At 61.7% G+C, this 18,730-nt stretch carries 20 protein-coding genes; 7 read left to right on the top strand and 13 right to left on the bottom strand.

Features of this window, described 5'->3' with window-relative positions:
• Positions 1 to 13 precede the first annotated feature (13 nt).
• From N5D53_RS17140 to rplU, 5 genes are all read right to left on the bottom strand, one after another.
• Positions 14 to 475, bottom strand: coding sequence for a CreA family protein (locus N5D53_RS17140; RefSeq protein ID WP_104960756.1), 462 nt, complete (start codon positions 473 to 475; stop codon positions 14 to 16).
• Positions 472 to 1,590, bottom strand: a complete 1,119-nt coding sequence (proB, locus tag N5D53_RS17135) for a glutamate 5-kinase (RefSeq protein ID WP_014589633.1) — start codon at positions 1,588 to 1,590, stop codon at positions 472 to 474. Before proB ends, N5D53_RS17140 begins: the two co-directional genes overlap by 4 nt.
• Positions 1,591 to 1,675: 85 nt before the next feature.
• A complete protein-coding gene (cgtA, locus tag N5D53_RS17130; protein WP_003247460.1) occupies positions 1,676 to 2,902 on the bottom strand; it encodes an Obg family GTPase CgtA in 1,227 nt (408 codons plus the stop codon).
• A gap of 188 nt (positions 2,903 to 3,090) precedes the next feature.
• Positions 3,091 to 3,348, bottom strand: a complete 258-nt coding sequence (gene rpmA / locus N5D53_RS17125; protein WP_003247464.1) for a 50S ribosomal protein L27 — start codon at positions 3,346 to 3,348, stop codon at positions 3,091 to 3,093.
• 38 nt (positions 3,349 to 3,386) lie between these two features.
• Positions 3,387 to 3,701, bottom strand: coding sequence for a 50S ribosomal protein L21 (gene rplU / locus N5D53_RS17120; RefSeq protein ID WP_003247466.1), 315 nt, complete (start codon positions 3,699 to 3,701; stop codon positions 3,387 to 3,389).
• 244 nt (positions 3,702 to 3,945) lie between these two features.
• Here rplU and N5D53_RS17115 point away from each other — a divergent pair, with 244 nt between their 5' ends.
• From N5D53_RS17115 to N5D53_RS17105, 3 genes are all read left to right on the top strand, one after another.
• Positions 3,946 to 4,914, top strand: a complete 969-nt coding sequence (locus tag N5D53_RS17115) for a polyprenyl synthetase family protein (RefSeq protein ID WP_010951940.1) — start codon at positions 3,946 to 3,948, stop codon at positions 4,912 to 4,914.
• A gap of 160 nt (positions 4,915 to 5,074) precedes the next feature.
• Positions 5,075 to 5,416, top strand: a complete 342-nt coding sequence (locus tag N5D53_RS17110; RefSeq protein ID WP_104960755.1) for a zinc ribbon domain-containing protein YjdM — start codon at positions 5,075 to 5,077, stop codon at positions 5,414 to 5,416.
• Between the two features lie 84 nt (positions 5,417 to 5,500).
• Positions 5,501 to 5,746: a hypothetical protein gene (locus tag N5D53_RS17105; RefSeq protein WP_010951938.1), complete on the top strand. Its 246-nt coding sequence runs from the start codon at positions 5,501 to 5,503 to the stop codon at positions 5,744 to 5,746.
• A 26-nt stretch (positions 5,747 to 5,772) separates the two neighbouring features.
• Here N5D53_RS17105 and N5D53_RS17100 read toward each other — a convergent pair whose 3' ends face one another.
• The 5 genes from N5D53_RS17100 to N5D53_RS17080 form a co-directional block, all read right to left on the bottom strand.
• Positions 5,773 to 6,390, bottom strand: coding sequence for an FKBP-type peptidyl-prolyl cis-trans isomerase (locus tag N5D53_RS17100; RefSeq protein ID WP_003247482.1), 618 nt, complete (start codon positions 6,388 to 6,390; stop codon positions 5,773 to 5,775).
• 85 nt (positions 6,391 to 6,475) lie between these two features.
• Positions 6,476 to 6,781, bottom strand: a complete 306-nt coding sequence (locus N5D53_RS17095) for a DUF6482 family protein (protein WP_014589631.1) — start codon at positions 6,779 to 6,781, stop codon at positions 6,476 to 6,478.
• 217 nt (positions 6,782 to 6,998) lie between these two features.
• Complete coding sequence (locus N5D53_RS17090; RefSeq protein ID WP_003247486.1) at positions 6,999 to 7,487, bottom strand: TIGR00645 family protein; 489 nt, start codon at positions 7,485 to 7,487, stop codon at positions 6,999 to 7,001.
• Between the two features lie 189 nt (positions 7,488 to 7,676).
• Positions 7,677 to 8,015: a hypothetical protein gene (locus tag N5D53_RS17085; RefSeq protein ID WP_010951936.1), complete on the bottom strand. Its 339-nt coding sequence runs from the start codon at positions 8,013 to 8,015 to the stop codon at positions 7,677 to 7,679.
• A gap of 162 nt (positions 8,016 to 8,177) precedes the next feature.
• Positions 8,178 to 10,616, bottom strand: coding sequence for an ATP-binding protein (locus N5D53_RS17080; RefSeq protein WP_004575710.1), 2,439 nt, complete (start codon positions 10,614 to 10,616; stop codon positions 8,178 to 8,180).
• A gap of 250 nt (positions 10,617 to 10,866) precedes the next feature.
• Here N5D53_RS17080 and N5D53_RS17075 point away from each other — a divergent pair, with 250 nt between their 5' ends.
• The 4 genes from N5D53_RS17075 to N5D53_RS17060 all read left to right on the top strand — a co-directional run bounded on the left by N5D53_RS17075 (position 10,867) and on the right by N5D53_RS17060 (position 14,417).
• On the top strand, positions 10,867 to 11,355 hold the full coding sequence (locus tag N5D53_RS17075; RefSeq protein WP_003247492.1) for a DUF3015 domain-containing protein: 489 nt from the start codon (positions 10,867 to 10,869) through the stop codon (positions 11,353 to 11,355).
• 71 nt (positions 11,356 to 11,426) lie between these two features.
• Complete coding sequence (locus N5D53_RS17070; RefSeq protein WP_266023778.1) at positions 11,427 to 13,280, top strand: DUF4105 domain-containing protein; 1,854 nt, start codon at positions 11,427 to 11,429, stop codon at positions 13,278 to 13,280.
• Between the two features lie 215 nt (positions 13,281 to 13,495).
• Positions 13,496 to 13,852 carry a lipoprotein gene (locus N5D53_RS17065; protein ID WP_003247495.1) on the top strand — a complete coding sequence of 119 codons (357 nt, stop codon included), beginning with the start codon at positions 13,496 to 13,498 and terminating at the stop codon, positions 13,850 to 13,852.
• A gap of 67 nt (positions 13,853 to 13,919) precedes the next feature.
• Entirely contained in the window at positions 13,920 to 14,417 is a 498-nt protein-coding gene (locus N5D53_RS17060) for a GreA/GreB family elongation factor (RefSeq protein WP_060538637.1), read from the top strand.
• A gap of 165 nt (positions 14,418 to 14,582) precedes the next feature.
• Here N5D53_RS17060 and gdhA read toward each other — a convergent pair whose 3' ends face one another.
• The 3 genes from gdhA to N5D53_RS17045 form a co-directional block, all read right to left on the bottom strand.
• Positions 14,583 to 15,923 (bottom strand): NADP-specific glutamate dehydrogenase, encoded by a 1,341-nt coding sequence (gene gdhA, locus N5D53_RS17055; RefSeq protein WP_121160997.1) that lies wholly within the window; start codon positions 15,921 to 15,923, stop codon positions 14,583 to 14,585.
• Positions 15,924 to 16,145: 222 nt separating this feature from the next.
• Positions 16,146 to 17,813 (bottom strand): energy-dependent translational throttle protein EttA, encoded by a 1,668-nt coding sequence (gene ettA, locus N5D53_RS17050; protein WP_010951931.1) that lies wholly within the window; start codon positions 17,811 to 17,813, stop codon positions 16,146 to 16,148.
• Positions 17,814 to 18,117: 304 nt separating this feature from the next.
• Positions 18,118 to 18,522 (bottom strand): hypothetical protein, encoded by a 405-nt coding sequence (locus N5D53_RS17045; RefSeq protein ID WP_017148090.1) that lies wholly within the window; start codon positions 18,520 to 18,522, stop codon positions 18,118 to 18,120.
• Positions 18,523 to 18,730: the final 208 nt, after the last annotated feature.

The raw sequence follows: 18,730 nt of genomic DNA, 5'->3' as shown, positions 1-18,730 counted from the left end.
CAGGAGCGGGCTATCAATGAGCCCAAGGCAGGATCGGAATGGCAGTCACCGCATTCTGCGGGCTGCCTTCGATCATGCGGTCGCTGTACACCAGGTACACCAGCGTGTTGCGCTTCTTGTCGAGAAAACGCACCACCTGCATGGTCTTGAACACCAGCGAGGTGCGTTCCTTGAACACTTCCTCGCCATCCTTGAGCTCACCCTTGAAGTTGATCGGCCCGACCTGACGACAGGCAATCGATGCCTCCGCCCGGTCCTCGGCCAGCCCCAAGCCCCCCTTCACCCCGCCAGTCTTGGCCCGGGACAGGTAGCACGTCACACCCTCTACCTTAGGGTCGTCGAAGGCCTCGACCACAATGCGGTCGTTCGGCCCGACGAACTTGAACACGGTGGACACCTGGCCGACCTCTTCGGCGCCGGCCAACATCGGCAGCACGCACGCTACCACAGCGATTACGTTCTTCAGCAGGCTCATACCAGCACCAGGTTGTCGCGGTGTACAAGTTCCGGCTCGGCGCTGTAGCCAAGGATCGACTCGATGGCTTCGGACGACTGACCAATGATCTTCTGCGCCTCCAGGGCGCTGTAGTTGGCCAGGCCGCGAGCCACTTCAACACCGTCCGGGCCGACGCACACCACCATCTCGCCACGACGGAAGCTACCCTGCACTGTCTTCACGCCAACCGGCAGCAAGCTCTTGTTGGCCTGACGCAGCGCTTGCACGGCACCGGCATCCAGCACCAGGGTGCCACGGGTTTGCAGGTGACCGGCCAGCCACTGCTTGCGCGCAGCGATCATGCCGCGCTCAGGGGACAGCAAGGTGCCCAGGCGCTCGCCCGCCTTCAGGCGGTCCAGCACGCGCTCGATGCGGCCACCGATAATGATGGTGTGAGCACCGGAACGGGCAGCCAGGCGCGCCGCACGCAGCTTGGTCTGCATGCCGCCACGGCCCAGGGCACCACCGGTACCACCGGCCACGGCATCCAGTGAGGGGTCGTCGGCGCGGGCTTCGTAGATCAACTGCGCTTCGGGGTTGTTGCGCGGGTCGGCATCGAACATACCATCGCGGTCGGTGAGGATCACCAGCAGGTCGGCCTCGACCAGGTTGGCCACCAGCGCCGCCAGGGTGTCGTTGTCGCCGAAGCGGATCTCGTCGGTGACCACGGTGTCGTTTTCGTTGATCACCGGCACCACGCCCAGATCGACCAAGGTGCGCAGGGTGCTGCGGGCATTCAGGTAACGCTTGCGGTCGGACAGGTCGTCATGGGTCAGCAGGATCTGCGCGGTGTGCTTCCCGTGCTCCCCGAAGCTCGACTCCCAGGCCTGCACCAGACGCATCTGGCCAAGCGAGGCAGCCGCCTGCAGCTCGTTCATCGCACTCGGTCGCTTGGTCCAGCCCAGCTGGCTCATGCCGGCAGCCACGGCCCCGGAGGAGACCAGTACCAACTCCACGCCTGCCTCACGCAGCGCGACCATCTGCTCGACCCAAACGGCCATTGCACCGCGGTCGAGGCCCTTGCCATCGGCGGTCAGCAGAGCACTGCCAATCTTAACGACCCAGCGCTTGGCGCCCGTCACCTTGCTTCGCATCTTCTTCCAACCTATGTCGAATCTGTAGATACCGTGGATACAAAAACGCCGCTCCAGAGAGCGGCGTTTAGTGTACTGCAACCGATCAGTCGCGCACGTAAATGATTTCCGGACCGTCTTCGTCGTCCTCGAAATCATCGTCCCAACCATCGTCGTCGCCGATGTCATGCACGCTCTTGACGCCGGTACGACGCAGGGTACGGGCGTCGTCCAGGGCCTGCAGCTGGGCACGGGCTTCGTCTTCGATGCGCTGGTCAAGGTCGGCCAGCTCTTCGGCGTAGGCCGGGTCGTTGGCCAGGCGGTCGGCGCGGTCTTCGAGGTAGCGCATCAGGTCGTGGCTGAGCTTGTCGGTGCCCTGCTTGGAAATAGCCGAGATCACGTAGACCGGCCCTTCCCACTCCAGACGGTCGATCACTTCCTGCACACGCTCGTCGCGCTCGTCGTCCATGACCATATCGGCCTTGTTCAGCACCAGCCAGCGCTCACGCTCGGCCAGCGACGGGCTGAAGCGGGTCAGCTCGTTGACGATGACTTCGGCGGCATCGGCCGGGCTGCTTTCGTCCAGCGGCGCGATGTCCACCAGGTGCAGCAGCACGCGCGTACGCGCCAGGTGCTTGAGGAAGCGGATACCCAGGCCGGCACCTTCGGAAGCGCCTTCGATCAGGCCGGGGATGTCGGCGATGACGAAGCTCTTCCAGCGGTCAACGCTGACCACGCCCAGGTTTGGCACCAGGGTAGTGAACGGGTAGTCGGCGACTTTCGGCTTGGCGGCCGAGACCGAACGGATGAAGGTACTCTTGCCGGCGTTCGGCAAGCCCAGCAGGCCGACGTCGGCCAACACCTTCATTTCCATCTTCAGGTCACGCTGCTCACCCGGTTTGCCTGGGGTGGTCTGGCGCGGTGCACGGTTGGTGCTCGACTTGAAACGGGTGTTGCCCAGCCCGTGCCAGCCACCTTGCGCGACCATCAGCTTCTGGCCGGGGGTGACCAGGTCACCGATCACTTCCTGCGTGGAAGCATCGATCACGGTGGTGCCGACCGGCACGCGCAGGAACAGGTCTTCACCCTTCTTGCCGGTGCAGTCGGTGCTACCGCCGTTGGAGCCACGCTGGGCTTCATGGTGACGGGTGTAGCGGTAGTCGACCAGGGTGTTCAGGTTTTCGTCGGCAATCATGTACACCGAGCCGCCGTCACCACCGTCACCGCCGTTAGGGCCGCCGTTCTCGATGAACTTCTCGCGACGGAAGCTCATGCAACCGTTGCCACCGTCACCGGCCTTGACCCGAATGGATACTTCGTCAACAAACTTCATTAAAACCGCCTCTCGTCGGCAGACGAGCTGAATGACTCAAAAACATGAGGCTCTTGCAAAAATGAGCGCGGCGGCCCCGTACGACCGTAGAAACCAACGCCGGCAACCCAGACAAACAGCTTTGCAAGAGGCTCACCACAAACGAAAAAGCCCCGTCGCATGACGGGGCTTCTGGAGCGACGTCGCGATTAAGCGGCGACGATGCTCACGTAACGGCGCATGAACTCGCCTTTCTTCTCGAACTTGATCACGCCTTCGATCTTGGCGAACAAGGTGTGGTCCTTGCCCATGCCAACGCCGTAGCCAGCGTGGAATTCGGTACCGCGCTGACGGACGATGATGTTGCCTGGCTTGATAACCTGGCCGCCATACATCTTCACGCCAAGGCGTTTCGATTCTGAGTCGCGACCGTTACGAGTACTACCACCAGCCTTCTTGTGAGCCATGGTTCAATTCTCCAAATAAATTCAGGGGATCTAGGGGATTAAGCCTGGATGCCGGTGATTTTGATCTCGGTGAACCACTGGCGGTGGCCCATACGCTTCATGTGGTGCTTACGACGACGGAACTTGATGATGCGAACCTTGTCGTGGCGGCCTTGCGAAACGACTTCGGCCACTACTTTAGCGCCAGCAACAACTGGAGCACCGATGGTGACTTCTTCACCGTTGGCGACCAGCAGAACGCGATCGAAGGTCACGGATTCGCCAGTGGCGACTTCCAGTTTTTCGATCTTGAGGAATTCACCTTCAGCGACTTTGTACTGCTTGCCGCCGGTAACGATTACTGCGTAAGACATGGTATTTCTCCGATAATCCTGCTCACCCAGCGCTTTATATGATGAGTATTGGCTGGCATGGCTGCACAGGGCTGGAACGGCCCGGCGCAATTGCGTAAGGCAGGTGCTGCCCAGGAAGTTAGGGTGCGCGATTGTACGCAACCGCGGTTTTGCTTGCAAGTGCCGCCCCCGGCCTGCGGGCACCGCGCCTTGACACACCGGGACCCGCGACCTAGCATGCCGCGCAACCTCACTGGAGCAGCCGATGCAACCCCAAACCTTCTACCGCGCGGTGGCTGATGATTTCAGCGCCGTCGACGAGATCATCAAGAAGCAGCTGACCTCGCGCGTGCCGCTGGTATCGAAGATCGGCGACTATATCACGTCCGCCGGTGGCAAGCGCCTGCGTCCCCTGCTGGTACTGCTGTGTGGCAAGGCCCTGGGCCGCGAAGGCGACGACCTGCGCCTGCTGGCCGCCACCATCGAATTCCTGCACACCGCCACCCTGCTGCACGACGACGTGGTCGACATGTCCGGCATGCGCCGTGGCCGCTCTACCGCCAATGCCCTGTGGGGCAACGCGCCGAGCGTACTGGTGGGCGACTTCCTTTATTCGCGCTCGTTCGAAATGATGGTCGAGCTGGGCTCGATGCCGGTCATGCAGATCCTGTCCAAGGCCACCCGGGTGATTGCCGAAGGTGAAGTGCTGCAGCTGTCGCGCGTACGCGACGCCAGCACCACCGAGGAAGTCTACATGGAGGTCATTCGCGGCAAGACGGCGATGCTGTTCGAAGCTTCTACCCACAGTGCTGCGGCGCTGGCCCAGGCCACCGACGAGCAGCGCGAAGCCCTGCGTACCTTTGGCGACCATCTGGGCGTGGCCTTCCAGCTGGTCGACGACCTGCTGGACTACAAGGGTGACTCGCAGACCCTGGGCAAGAACGTCGGTGACGACCTGGCCGAGGGCAAACCTACCCTGCCGCTGATCTACACCATGCGCGAAGGCACTGCCGAGCAGGCGGCGCTGGTACGCCAGGCGATCCAGAAGGGTGGCCTGGAAGATCTGGAACAGATTCGCGTTGCGGTCGAAGAATCGGGCGCACTGAAATACACCGCCGAGCTGGCGCGCGATTACGTGAAACGCGCCATCGCCTGCCTCGAAGTGCTGCCTGCCAGTGAGTACCGGGATGCGCTGGTTGAACTGAGCGAGTTTGCGGTCGCGCGTACGCACTGACAGACCGAGTCGTCTTCATTCGCGGGCAAGCCCGCTCCTGCACCATTTGTGGGGAGCGCGCTTGCCCGTGGTGCTTTTTGTCCGGACATAATCACTTCCGGAAAAATACCTTTTACAATGTGGGCTTTTAACCGCCCGTCTGTTTGTTTGAGGAACCGAAGTGAGCACTCTGCCACCCTGCCCGAAATGCAACTCCGAATACACCTATGAGGATGGCACTCTGCTTATCTGCCCTGAATGCGCCCATGAGTGGTCGGCCAGCGGCGATGCCGAGGCGGCCAGCGACGATGTGGTGAAGAAAGATTCGGTCGGCAACATCCTGCAAGACGGTGACACCGTCACCGTGATCAAGGACCTCAAGGTCAAGGGTTCGTCCCTGGTGGTCAAGGTTGGCACCAAGGTCAAGAACATCCGCCTGTGCGACGGCGACCACGACATCGACTGCAAAATCGACGGCATCGGCGCCATGAAGCTGAAGTCCGAGTTCGTCCGCAAAGTCTGATCAGGCAAAAAACCGCCAATTGGCGCTTGCTATTCTGGTAATAAGAATTATTCTCATTGGAATTGCTGTCCAAGGAGAATAGCCATGACTTATCTGATCGACGCCTGGCTGGAACGCCCTCACCCCTACCTGCGCATTCTTCATCGGGAAACCGGCGAAGTGTGCGCGGTGCTTGAAGAAGAAGCCCTCGACGAACTGCGTGACCAGGGTGACCTGGACATGAGCGGGCTGAATTCGAGTGAACCGGGGGTGCTCAAGGAACTGGTACGGAATCTGTTTCTGTTCTGCTATGCGCGGGCGTTGCGCCCTGGGGGGACAGACTGGAATTGAGGCCGGCAGGGCCGGCCTCCAGGGCATTACAGAACGTCGAGCAGCTCGACGTCGAACACCAGAACGCTGTGCGGCGGGATGCTGCCAACGCCTTGGGCGCCGTAAGCCAGCTCGCTTGGCACGTACAGGCGCCATTTGCTGCCAGCGTTCATCAGCTGCAGGGCTTCGGTCCAGCCAGCGATCACGCCGCCTACCGGGAATTCAGCCGGCTGGCCACGCTCGTAGGAGCTGTCGAACACGGTGCCGTCGATCAGGGTGCCGTGGTAGTGCGTACGCACGTTGTCTTCGCGGGTCGGCTTGGCGCCTTCACCAGCGGTCAGCACTTCGAACTGCAGGCCCGAAGCCAGCGTGGTGATGCCTTCACGCTTGGCGTTCTCGACCAGGAACTCCTTGCCAGCAGCAGCAGCGGCTTCGGCCTTGGCTGCAGCTTCGGCTTGCATCACCTCGCGGATGACCTTGAAGCTGGCCGACAGGTCGGCTTCGCTGACGCGGCTGTCGGCACCGTTGAAGGCGTCGGTCAGGCCGGCCAGGATGGCTTCCAGGCTAACGCCTGGTGGCGGGTTGTCGCGCAGCTGGCCGCCCAGCTGACGGCCGATACCGTAGCTGACGCGCGTTTCGTCGGTAGACAGGTTGAGTTCGGACATTGTCGTGCTCCACTGCAGGGCGCAATGCAGCCGCGCCCTTGATAAAAAGGGCGAGCAGCCTAGCACACTGGGGCGCTGCGAGCAGCTACCAGGCCGAACGCTGGGAAATCGGCACCTTCAGGTCTTCTTCCGGGTGCGTACCCATGCCGCACATTTCGTCCTGCACCGACCAGTGCACCAGGTTCATCGAGACCATGGGGATGGTTTGCAGCAACTTGCGCGCATCCTCCACCGAGTGCACGCGCAAGCGTTCACCGCGGGTATCGGACAGGGGGTGAGGATGGCCTTTGACCCGGGCCTCGAGCAGGTAGTCACCGCCTTCGATAGCGATCAGGTTCAGTTCGTCGACATGGCCAGCCCTGGCCTCGGTATTGAGCTGATGCAGGTTCATGAGAGCACCTCGCGATGGGAACCACGCATGAGAGCTCATTTTTTGTACAGGAAGGGAGAATGCGCAAGGCATGACTGACGCCACTCGTCAGTTGAGCCTAGATCTCTGTGGGAGCGGGCGTGCCCGCGAAGCAGGCCACGCGATGGCTGGCACCGGCTTTGCCGGTGTTCGCGGGCAAGCCCGTTCCCACAGGAGTTGCAGTGAGGCCTGGCGGGACTCAGTGCTTGGTCAGCTTGTCCAGGTAACCCATGCAGAACGCCGAGACCACGAAGGTCATGTGGATGATCACGTACCACATCAGGTAATCGGTGGAGATGTTCTGCGCATCCATGAACACCCGCAGCAGGTGAATGGAGGAAATCGCCACGATCGACGCGGCAACCTTCATCTTCAGCGACGAGGAATCCATCTTGCCCAGCCAGTTGAGCTTTTCCTTGCTTTCATCGATGTCCAGTTGCGAGACGAAGTTCTCGTAGCCGGAAATCATCACCATCACCAGCAGGCCACCAACCAGCGACATGTCGATCAGTGACAGGATCACCAGGATCAGGTCAGCTTCGCTCAACGCAAAGACATTGGGCAGGACGTGGACCACTTCCTGGAAAAATTTCAGCGCCAGGGCCAGCAGGCCGAGGGACAAGCCGAAGTAGATCGGTGCGAGCAGCCAGCGCGAGGCATACATCGCGTTTTCGAGGATACGTTCCATGAAGTTCAGGACTCATCAGGTGACTAAAAAAGCGACGGCGAGTATAGCCAGCCACCTGTTACAGCAAAAGCCCGGGGGCTGCTCCGCAGCCTGATCGCGACACAAGGCCACACTCCCACAGCAAGCCGATGCTGTACCTGTGGGAGCGGCCTTGTGTCGCGATGGGCCGCAAAGCGGCCCCGGCATTCTTCAGGTCTCAGGATGAAACTGGTAATCCCCCAGGTTGCGACACCGCTCACCATTGATCCGCCGCAACTGCGCCTGCAAATGCAGACACCAGATCTGCGGGTCATCGGCCACCTGATAACCATGCATGGTCAGGCTGTCGACGATGGCATTGAGCACCGATTCAGCCACCAGTGGCCCATGAAACGGGCCCTGCGCCTTGATCGCGGAGGGTTGTTCACCGGCCATGCCGGCGGCGAACAGCAGGGTCCACATGCCGTTATCCCCGGCCAGTGGACGAATGCTGCATTCGATACGGGTCACCAGGCCCAGGCACTGGCGTGTGAGGCTGAGGTTGCGCATGGCCGCGTCCCCTCCAATGAGCCTTGTTCAGCCCGAAACCCTCAGGCTGTTTCCATCCTGAACGCTGTACCGTCCTTAAGTTCCAGCATAGAGGAACAGTACAGAAAGATGGAAAACTGGCGCTGAACGGTAGCACATCGCCGCCAGCGCCAGTTTATTGACTCAGGCCGGTTTGGCCTGGGCAATCACCTCTTCCAGGCGTTCCTTTTCTGCCTTCTCGATGTCTTCCTCGCTGATCATCTCGGCAATTTCACGCAGGCGTTCCACCACCCGAGCATTGACGCTGCCCTCGGTGAACAGCCCCTTGTCGTCGAGTACACCGGCCTCCTCCCCTACCAGCAGGCTCAGTGCCTCATCAGCCTGGCTGACCGCGTAGACGTGGAACATGCCGTTCTCCACCGCCTGCAACACACGCTCGTCAAGCATCAGGGTGGCGACGTTGGCACGCGGAATGATCACCCCCTGCTCACCGGTCAGGCCACGCGCCTCGCAAAGGCGGAAGAAGCCCTCGATCTTCTCGTTCACTCCACCCACCGCCTGCACTTCACCAAACTGGTTGATGGAGCCTGTGATGGCGAAGCACTGCTTGAGCGGCGTGCGCGACAAGGCCGAGATCAGCGTGCAGGCTTCGCCCAGCGAGGCGCTGTCGCCGTCCACGTAGCCGTAGGACTGCTCCAGGGCGATGCTCGCGGAGATCGCCAGCGGGAACTCCTGGGCATAGCGGCTGCCCAGGTAACCGGTGAGGATCATCACCCCTTTGGAGTGGATCGGCTGGCCAAGGTTGACCTCACGCTCGATATCGACAATACCGCTGCCGCCCGGGTAGACGGTGGCCGAAATACGCGCGGGCATGCCGAACGCCGAGTCACCCACTTCCAGCACGGTCAGGCCGTTGCACTTGCCGATGGCCGCGCCTTCTGTGTCGATCAGGATGATGCCAGCGAGCATGTCGTCCAGCACCCGTTGCGACACACGGCCGGTACGGGTGGCCTTGGCCTTCAGCGCCCGCTCGATGTGACCCGCATCGGTCATTTCATCACTGGCCAGCTGGCGAATGAAATCAGCCTCGCTGACCAGCTGGAACAGGTCGCCGATACGCGCCGACAGACGTGACTGGTTTTCAGCCAGACGCGCACTGTAGGTGGCCAGACGCGCCACCGCGTCACTGGTCAGCGGCGCCATGCCCTCTTCGTTGGTGCGGGTGCGCAACAGCTGGGCGAACTGCTCCAGGTTCTCGTCGACCATCGGCATGTCTTCATCGAAGTCCACCAGCACGCGGAACATCTCCTGGAAGTCCGGGTCGTGGTCCTGCAGCGCGTAGTACAGCTGGCGCGAACCGATGATCACCAGCTTGACGTTCAGCGGAATCACCTGCGGCTGCAGGCTGACAGTGGCAACACGGCCCAGCTCACCGATCGGCGACTCCATCTTCAGCTTGCGCGACTGCAGCGCACGCTTGAGCGCGTCCCATACGAACGGCTCGCCCAGCATTTTCTCGGCTTCCAGAATCAGGAAGCCGCCGTTGGCCCGGTGCAGCGCGCCTGGGCGCAGTTGGCGATAGGAGGTATACAGCGCACCTTGGTCGGTGCTGTATTCGATACGGCCAAACAAATTGTCGTAGGTCGGGTGCGGCTCGAACACCACCGGCGCACCACCATCAGCGTGATGGCCCACCACCAGGCTGGGCGCGTACTGCTCTTCGAGCAGCTTGCGGGCCACGGCGTCGGACTTGCTGTCATCGACCAGTTGCTCGACCAACGTACGCAACAGGTTCAATTGCACCGATTGCAGGTAGGCGCAAACCGCCGCGTTTTCGGCGTACTTTTCCGACAGCGGCGCCAGCAACGGCTGCAGTGCCAAGGTGATGGTTTCTTCGTTGAGCTGGCGCAGCTGGTTGTTCGATTCGCGCTTCCATTGCGGCAGGCTGGCCAGCTCTTCGTTGAGGCGCTCCTCAAGCAGGGCAATGTCCTCGTGGAACTGCTCGCGCACCTCTTCCGGCAATTGGGCAAACTCTGCTTCATCCAGCGCCTTGCCATCCGCCATTGGCGTGAAGGCGACGTTGCTGGCATCGCGGTACAAGGCCACGTCCTTTTCCAGCGACGCGCGCTCGATCACATCCAGAGCGCGGTCATAACGCTGGTTGAAAGCGCGGTCGATGGCGCCCTTCTTCTGCTGGTAGGACGGGTGTTCGAACACCGCCGGGAACGTCGACAGCAGGTTGTCGATCAATCCGCCCATGTCGCTGATGAACTCGGCGGCGCTTCCGGACGGCAGCTCCAGTGCACGTGGTTCACGGGTGTCGTCGAAGTGGTTGACGTAGACCCAGTCGGCCGGGGTCTGCTGGCGCTTGCCCTCGGCCTTGAGGTAGCGCTTGACGAACGAGAAGCGCCCGGTGCCGGGCTCGCCCATCACATACACATTGTAACCAGGACGCGGCATGGCCACGCCAAACTGCAGGGCCTCGACAGCACGTTCCTGGCCCAGAACTCCGCGAAACGGCTCCAGATCGTCGGTATGGGTAAAAGCAAACTGCTCGGGGGAGAAACGCCGGGTCAGGGCTTCAGGCGCAAGACGCAGGCGCGCAGCGACAGGATCGGGCATTGGGTTTCCTTACTTCGGCGGGGCAGATACGCAGCATTCTGGCGCTGCCCGCGCGCGCCTTGCAAGGCTCCACGGGACTTTATGTCGCAGCCGGTGCAGTCTTGTGACAGCAAATTTTTCGCAATCAACAACGCAACCTTTAGATCGTGCCTAAACTCCAAGCTGCGCGGGTGGGTGAAAAGCTTTCCCGACCTGGCAACCGAGTTGCCAGAAACCCTGACCCTTGGTTAAGACAAAGAGAACAAATGCTATGAAACGGATTCTTCTGGGTACTCTGTTCACCGTGGTCTCGCTGAACGCCATGGCCGAAGCGCCAGGCGGCCCGAACTGCGGCTGGGGCAACATGCTGTTCGAAGGCCAGCGCGGCACGCCGGCACACTTCCTGGCCTCTACCACCAACGGCACCTCCGGTAACGCCACCTTCGGCATGACCTCCGGCACCAACGGCTGCTCGACCAAGGCTTCGCTGACCTACGGCGGCAAGTCCTGGTTCGCCATGAACGGCATGATGAACGAGCTTTCCGAAGACATGGCCATGGGCCAGGGCGAAGCACTGACCACCTATGCCGTCGTTCTCGGCGTAGCACCGGAGGACCGCAGCTACTTCAACTCGGTCACCCACCAGCACTTCAACCAGATCTTCAGCAGCGCCGACGTCACTGCCGAAACTGTCCACAGCAACACCCTGGCCGTTCTGAAGAGCGACCCCCGCCTGGCCAAATACGCTACCGAGGCCTAAGCACAGCTGCTCCCGCCCCACCCGGGGCGGGTTTCGCCTTTTTCGGCATCGTCAAGAAGTAGTTGCCCGATATGCTCAAACGCTTCGCTTGCCTGGCGCTGTGTGCCTGCGCCCCTGTTCATGCCGCCCCTGTGCTGGATCCAGGCCGTCTCCAGCAATTGGCCAATACCCCCTACTGGCTCGCCATTGGACATTACGAAACCGCCAAGCTCGGCGGCTGGCGCAGCTATGTGGATGATGATGCGTTCTTCCTCGCCGAAGATGGCGCGCACCATCCGGACCAGGAACTCAAGGCTACGGTCGCTGCGCTGTATGCCCCGGCCAGCCTCGGTGACAAGCACGCCCAGTGCGTATTCCCCGCTCGCACCCGCTGGCTGCGCGAACAGCTCGACCTGCAAGACTTGCCACAACCGGACTGCCAGGAATTCAAGACCTGGTACCAGTCGATCGACCCGCACAGCGCCGCGTTGATCTTCCCGGCAGCCTACCTGAACAGCCCGTCGTCGATGTTCGGGCACACCCTGCTGCGCATCGACCAGTCCAACACCCGCAGCGACGACACCACGCTGCTGAGCTACGCCATCAACTTCGGTGCCTATATCGAAGGCAGCGACAACAGCATCCTGTACGCCTGGAAAGGCCTGATGGGCGGCTACCCGGGGCTGTTCGCGCTGATGCCCTACCAGGAAAAACTGTCCGAATACCGCAGCCTGGAAAACCGCGACCTGTGGGAATACCAGCTGGACCTGACCCCCGAAGAAACCGGACGTATGGTCGAGCATGTGTGGGAGCTGAAGCAGATCCAGTTCGACTACTTCTTCTTCGACGAAAACTGCTCGTATCGCCTGCTGGAGCTGCTGCAAGTGGCCCGGCCGAGCCTGGACCTGACGTCTCAATTCCCGCTGACCGCCATTCCCACCGACACGGTGAAAGCCGTGAAGCAGTCCGGCCTGGTCGCCAGCGAAACTTACCGCCCTTCTCGCGAACGTGAATTGCTGGCCAGGGCCGAGCCACTCGACCACGACGAAAAGCGCCAGGTGCTGGCTGTAAGCGCCGACACTGCGCAACTGCAAAGCCCAGAATTCCAGGCCCTGCCTCGCGAACGCCAAGCGTTGGTGCAAGATGCCGCGTATCGCCTTGAACGCTATCGGGCCAATGGCCAGGAACGCGACCCAGGGCAGGCCAAACGCAGCTTCGAGTTGCTGCGGGCGATCAACAGCAACCCGCCGCCGCCCCTGCAGATCGAGCGCCCCGGCCTGCCCGAAGATGGCCATGACTCGCGCACCTGGCAACTGGGCGTGGGCACCCGTGAAGACCGCGCCTACGCCGAATATGGCTTGCGCATGGCCTACCACGACCTGAATGACAACGCCTATGGCTTCCCGCTGGGCGCACAGATCGAAATCCTGCAATTGAAGCTGCGCCAGTACGAAGGCAACGATTGGCAGGTGCAGCGCCTGGACCTGGCCACCATCCGTTCACTGACACCCCGTAACGAGCTGCTCAAGCCTTGGTCATGGCAAGTGGCCGGCGGGCTGGAGCGGGTGCCGGGCAAGCATGATGACGAAGTGCTGGTGAGCCATGTGAATGGCGGTGCTGGCGGCACCTGGCAGCTGGCCGACGGTTTGCTGGGGTTTGCCTTGGGCACGGTGCGGGTCGAGCATCACAACGACTTCGCTCAGTTCATTGCCCCGGCGGCTGGCTTCAATGGCGGGCTGCTGTGGCGCAATGGGCTAGGCAACATGACGCTGGAGGCCAAGGGCGATTACTTCACCAACGGCGAAGTACGTCGCAGTGTAAGCCTGAACCAGCAGTGGGAGATCAGCCAGAACCTTGGGCTTCGGTTGAGTGCCTCGCGGGAGTTCAGCCACCTGGCTACGGCGCAAAACGAGGTGATGCTGGAGCTGAAGTGGTATCACTACTGAGGCCGCTCTGCGGCCTTTCGCGGGCACGCCCGCTCCCACAAGCCCCCACAAGATCCGTGGCCTGTGCAAGTACCTGTGGAAGCGGGCTTGCCCGCGAATTGGCCAGTCAGGCTAGTAAAGCAGTGTGACTGAACCAACTCTTTGACACTGTTTTGACACCTACCCGACAAACCGCCACCTAGACTTCCCATCATCAACTGGAGGGCTTTGTGGCTATGTCGCGGTACTGGTTCGGCGTGTGCATTGCGTTGTTGCTGTCGGGTTGCGAAACCACCCACGAGCAGATGGTCAACCACGGTTACCCTCCTGCCTATGCGGATGGCTTCCAGGACGGCTGCAGCAGTGGCCGCCAGGCGGCCGGGCTGATGGTGGGCAACTTCCGCAAGAACGTACCGCGCTACCTGCACGAGCGTCAGTACGAAACCGGCTGGGACGATGGCTTTCGCCAGTGTCATGCCATGCAGAACAGCGAAGAACAGCGCCAATACCACGAGCGCTTCTGGGACCAGCGTGACCGCGAGTGGGAGCAGGAAAAGGACCGCGGCGCTGCCAAGGCCTATCGCCACAATTGAGTCGCAAACGGACATTCCTTTAAACCGGCGGCCTGCCATGATGGTCTCATGCACAAGGAGGCCCTACATGAGCCGAGCATTCGTCAACGAAGACCAAGCCGCCGACCAGGCCGACCAGCCGGTCGAGCGGCGCATCAGCGAACAGCCCAACTATGTGACGGCCAGCGGCCTGCGCCAGCTGCAAACGCGTGTGGCCGAGCTGAATGCCTTGCGCAGCGAACTGCAGGCGCAGGGCGAACGGGGTGACAAACAACGGCTGGCCGATACCGAGCGGGATCTGCGCTACTTCAGCGCGCGGGTGCAAAGCGCCCAGGTGGTACCCGCGGCGACTTCCCATAGCAAGGTACAGATTGGTAGCCGGGTGCGGTTTGTCGACGCGCAGGACCAGGAGCAGGTGGTGCAGCTGGTGGGCGAGGATGAGGCGGATGCCGGGCGGGGGTTGATCAACTGGGGTTCGCCATTGGGGCGGGCGTTGCTCGGGGCTGGGCCGGGTGATGAGGTGGTCTGGCGGCGGCCGGTGGGGGAACAGGTGATAGAGGTGGTTGAGATTCTGGGTGAGGGTTGAGGGCCCTGGGGCTGCTTTGCAGCCCATCGCGACGCAAGGCCGCTCCCACAGGGCCTTGACTGCCCCCAAGGGTTGGATGGGTGTCCAACTTCTCGGGTGCAGTCCAGCCTGTGGGAGCGGCCTTGTGTCGCGATGGACCGCAAAGCGGCCCCCTACGGTCTCAGATCAGACCACGCCCTGAGCCAGCATCGCATCAGCCACTTTCACGAAGCCCGCGATGTTCGCCCCCTTGACGTAGTTGATCCGGCCATCAGCCTCTTCACCGTAGTGCACGCATGCATGGTGAATCGACTGCATGATGTTGTGCAGCTTGCTGTCCACTTCACCGGCCGTCCACAGCAGGCGCATGGCATTCTGCGACATTTCCAGGCCCGACACAGCTACGCCGCCCGCATTGGAGGCCTTGCCCGGGGCGTACAGAATGCCGGCGTCCAGGAAAATATCCACAGCCTCGAGGGTAGTCGGCATGTTGGCGCCTTCGGCCACACAGATACAGCCGTTACGCAGCAAGGTGCGGGCATCTTCGGCGCCCAGCTCGTTCTGGGTGGCGCATGGCAGGGCGATGTCGCACGGCAGGCTCCACGGGGTCTGGCCCTTGCGGAACTCCAGGCCGAATTGCCCGGCCAGCTCGCTGATACGCCCGCGCTTGACGTTTTTCAGCTCCATCAAGGCGTCCCACTGGGCGTCGGTCAGACCGGCTTCTGCATACAAGGTACCTTCAGAGTCAGACAGCGAGATCACCTTGCCGCCCAGGTCCATGACCTTACGCGCAGCATACTGGGCGACGTTGCCCGAACCAGACACCGCCACGCGGCGGCCGTCGATACGCTTGTCCTGACGCTTGAGCATTTCTTCGGCGAAGTAAACGCAGCCATAGCCGGTGGCTTCCGGGCGGATCAGGCTGCCGCCATAGGTCATGCCCTTGCCGGTCAACACCGAGGTGAACTGGTTGGCCAGACGCTTGTACTGGCCGAACAAGAAGCCGATTTCGCGGGCACCCACGCCGATGTCACCGGCCGGTACGTCGCAGTCGGCGCCGATGTGGCGATACAGCTCGCTCATGAACGCCTGGCAGAAGCGCATCACTTCGGCGTCGCTCTTGCCTTTCGGGTCAAAGTCCGAGCCGCCCTTGCCGCCGCCCATGGGCAGCGAGGTCAGCGAGTTCTTGAACACCTGCTCGAACGCCAGGAACTTCAGCACGCTGAGGTTCACCGACGGGTGGAAACGCAGCCCGCCCTTGTACGGGCCAATGGCACTGCTCATCTGAATGCGGTAGCCGCGGTTGACCTGCACCTTGCCCTGGTCATCGACCCAGGAGACGCGGAACAGTACGGCGCGCTCGGGCTCGACCATGCGCTCGAGGATGCCGGACTGCAGATAGTGGGGGTTGGCTTCAAGGAATGGCCACAGGGTGCGCAGCACCTCTTCCACCGCCTGGTGGAATTCCGGCTGGCCTGGGTCACGCTGCTTTAGGCGTGCAAGGAAATTATCGACAGATTCGATCATGGTAGACATCTCACCAAGAGGATTGGACTTATTGGTTTTTTTCAGAAATGTACCAAGAAGCAATCGCACCGGAATAGGGCGAAATGTCGTTTTTTTGAAATTATTTGGTGCGTTTTATGTAAGTGTATACAAAATACACCTTCGCTTCGCCCTTTATAGCGGTCCGCCAGGCACAAAAATGGGGCCACTTGGGGCCCCATTCTTGTGCATCAGAAAACCGGCTTACTGAGCCAGTTTCTTGTGCCGTACACGGTGCGGCTGGGCTGCAGCATCACCCAGACGCTTCTTGCGGTCGGCTTCGTACTCGGTGTAGTTACCTTCGAAGAACACCACGTTCGAGTCGTCTTCGTACGCCAGGATGTGGGTAGCCACACGGTCCAGGAACCAACGGTCGTGGGAAATCACGATCGCGGCGCCCGGGAAGTCCAGCAGGGCTTCTTCCAGCGAACGCAAGGTTTCGACGTCGAGGTCGTTGGACGGTTCGTCGAGCAGCAGAACGTTACCGCCTTCCTTCAGGGTCAGGGCCAGGTGCAGGCGGCCACGCTCACCACCGGACAGGTCCTTGACGAACTTTTGCTGATCGCCACCTTTGAAGTTGAAGCGGCCAACGTAGGTACGCGAAGGGATCTCGTAGTTGCCGATGCGGATCTGGTCGGAACCGTCGGAGATCTGCTGGAACACGGTCTTGGCGCCGTCCAGGTCCTCGCGGCTCTGGTCCACACAGGCCAACTGCACGGTTTCACCGATCTCGATGCTGCCCGAGTCCGGCTGCTCCTTGCCCATCAACATGCGGAACAGGGTCGACTTACCGGCACCGTTACCACCGATCACGCCAACGATGGCGCCTTTGGGCATGGAGAACGACAGGTTGTCGATCAGCACACGGTCGCCGTAGCCCTTGGTGACGTTCTTGAACTCGATAACCTTGTCACCCAGGCGCGGACCGGCCGGGATGTAGATTTCGTTGGTTTCGCTGCGTTTCTGGAATTCCTGCGACTGCATTTCTTCAAAGCGCTGCAGACGGGCCTTGGACTTGGACTGGCGGGCTTTGGCGCCTTTGCGCACCCACTCCAGTTCCTCTTTCATGGCCTTCTCGTGGGCGCTCTGCTGCTTGGATTCCTGCGCCAGACGCTCCGACTTGGCTTCCAGCCAGCCCGAGTAGTTGCCTTCGTACGGGATGCCGGCGCCGCGGTCCAGCTCCAGGATCCAGCCGGCGACGTTGTCGAGGAAGTAACGGTCGTGGGTAATGGCGACCACGGTGCCCGGGAAGTCGTGCAGGAAGCGCTCCAGCCAGGCCACCGAGTCGGCGTCCAGGTGGTTGGTCGGTTCGTCGAGCAGCAGCATGTCGGGTGCCGACAGCAGCAGGCGGCACAGGGCCACACGGCGCTTCTCACCACCGGACAGGTGTTCGATGCGCGCATCCCAGGCCGGCAGGCGCAGGGCGTCGGCAGCGACGTCCAGCTGGCGCTCCAGGTTGTGGCCATCGGCGGCCTGCAGGATGGCTTCCAGCTTGGCCTGCTCGGCGGCCAGCTTGTCGAAGTCGGCATCCGGCTCGGCGTAGGCCGCGTAGACCTCGTCCAGGCGGGCCTGGGCGTCCTTGATTACGCTGACCGCTTCCTCGACCACTTCACGCACGGTCTTGGTTGGGTCCAGTTGCGGTTCCTGTGGCAGGTAACCCACGTTGATGTCGGGCATCGGACGGGCTTCGCCGTCGAATTCCTTGTCGACGCCCGCCATGATCCGCAGCAGGGTCGATTTACCGGCGCCGTTCAGGCCAAGTACGCCAATCTTGGCGCCTGGGAAGAACGACAGGGAAATGTTCTTGAGAATTTCCCGCTTCGGCGGCACGACCTTGCTCAGCCGATGCATGGTGTAGACGTATTGAGCCAAAACCAAGCCCTCTAATCAGATAGGTAAAGACATCGCCGATCGCCCCGGCACGCGGTGGCCAGTGGGATGTGTTTACGGGGTGTCATTGAACAAAGTCGACCATTCTACGCCAACGCGCGGCGTTGCATAGGAGGGGCCGATGGTGGGGTGTGATCAGTGCGGTCACTGGGATGAATTCATTGCCTGTGCCGGCCTCTTCGCGGGCATGCCCGCTCCCACAGTGTCACCACAGAGTCTGAAGAATCCGCGATTCCTGTGGGAGCGGGCGAGCCCGCGAAAGGGCCGGCACAGCAGCCGAAGAGGCTCAGACGTGACGCTGTTTGGCCTTGCCCCGTGGCAGGCGGCAACGGTCGCCCTGCTCGGCCAGGCGCGCGGCCCAGGCGGACTTCACGCTGAAGCCGCCGCTGCGGGCAGGTTGCTGCTCGGCCGCCTTGGCCGGTTTGCCAGGTGCAGGCGCAGTGCTGACCACCTTGGCTGCCGGCTTGGCCGCCGCCACTGCAACAGCCGGCTCTGCTGCCACCTTGGCGGTCTTGCGCAGTTCAGCCAGCGATGGGGCCTTGCTTTTTGCGGCAGCGGCCGCCTCGGGTTTGCCCAGCGAACGCTGGCAAGACTTGCAGGATACGTCCTCGGTCACGGCAGTGCTGACAAGGGTCTGACTGCTGCGCCCGCAGGCGGAATCGAGGCCATTGGAGGAAAAGTGAGTAACCAAAACCGAACATCTCCGATGCGTTGTCATGTGAAGCGGGCGCTATTCTCGCACAGGTTACAGGGGCTTGCCGAACCACCGGGCAGCCACCATCGGTCAACATGGCTGGCACTTCGCCATAATCCGAGGCATGCTAGCCGGTTTCGGGTGTCCGGCCTTATAGTGCGCCACCGCGGTGCGCAAGCCGGGCGCCGGCACGCACCGTGCACGA

This window comes from Pseudomonas sp. GD03862 (assembly GCF_029840855.1).
Lineage (GTDB): Bacteria > Pseudomonadota > Gammaproteobacteria > Pseudomonadales > Pseudomonadaceae > Aquipseudomonas > Aquipseudomonas alloputida.
This window is presented reverse-complemented; position numbering and strand designations above follow the sequence as displayed.